We start from the raw sequence: 1,051 nt of genomic DNA, 5'->3' as shown, positions 1-1,051 counted from the left end.
AGGTCACCAATCCCATGAAGAAATAAGAAGTGTGAGGGCCAAACTCAATCACAAATTGACTAGGGCCATCAATCAGCACATTCTCAACGGTTAGGTCCGGGCGTAAATTGATGACCAGAGAATAAACCGTCAGCGCAACAAAAATGCCTTGTTGCCACAGTTTTACTTTGCCTTTTTTCTGCTCGGCGGCGAGCTGGCAAGAAAAGTAGAAAGCAAAAGCAAATGCGAAGAAGGAAGCTAAGTTGGCTAATTTCGCCATGAAAATGCCGCCCTCTGACCCAAGCAGAGGTAGCAAATCGGTATGGAAGTAGGCGTTACTGCTAATCCAAATAATAATGCATGTCGAATAGGCGATATAAGGCGCGTGGTACGAACCTAAGATCACTTCGTTCTTTTGTTTAAGGCGATAGCAGTAGTACAGCAGCCACACGAGAACCACGGCCACTGTAGCAAACAGTGTGATGGCTTTCGGGTAGAGTAGGCCACTAAGACCTATATCAAGCATGTTCATTCACCTGCGTATTTTGTCTGATTACTCGAATACGGCGTTTATAATCGCGAAAGTCTGTGCGTTTAAAGGTGTCTACCATCGATTCAAAATTCCAGAAACCCCGGTACGTATTAGTACCGTCGCCGTTAATGTCGCAGTATCCTGAATGAAAGTAGGCTTTAGAATCAATAGATTGATAAAAATTTAACATGAACGCTTGTTCTATAATGGTGAACCCAACCTTGTAGCCTGACTGAAACAGCACATTCATCAGCTCTTTTTGTGCAAGATATAAGAAGTAGAGCTTGTGTTGAACGCTGCCGCTCACAGTAAGACGTAGCACTTCGCATACCGTCTCTGTTTTAGTTATGTGTGTTTGGAATGCCTGATCAAACACTGTTAAAGAACCATAGTCTGTAACGAGGTCACTTGCCAAGATATCAAGACGATTAAGCTCTTGATAGCCGTGCAGAGGTAGACAGAATCGCCATTTTTCACTGTTAAACTGCGGCGCATAACTTAGCCAAGTGTTACGTTGGTTCCAGTCTTGGATTAGCGCTG

At 44.0% G+C, this 1,051-nt stretch carries 2 pseudogenes; both read right to left on the bottom strand.

Annotated features, from left to right (window positions below):
- Nucleotides 1–505: pseudogene (locus R8N28_RS26980) on the bottom strand (hybrid sensor histidine kinase/response regulator); the annotation flags it as partial.
- Nucleotides 498–1,051: pseudogene (gene opaM, locus R8N28_RS26975) on the bottom strand (acyl-homoserine-lactone synthase OpaM); the annotation flags it as partial. The pseudogenes R8N28_RS26980 and opaM, both read right to left, overlap by 8 nt.

It is taken from the genome of Vibrio sp. Vb1554, assembly GCF_033344235.1.
Note: the sequence above shows the minus strand (reverse complement) of the source record. Positions and strands in the feature narration are given on the sequence as shown.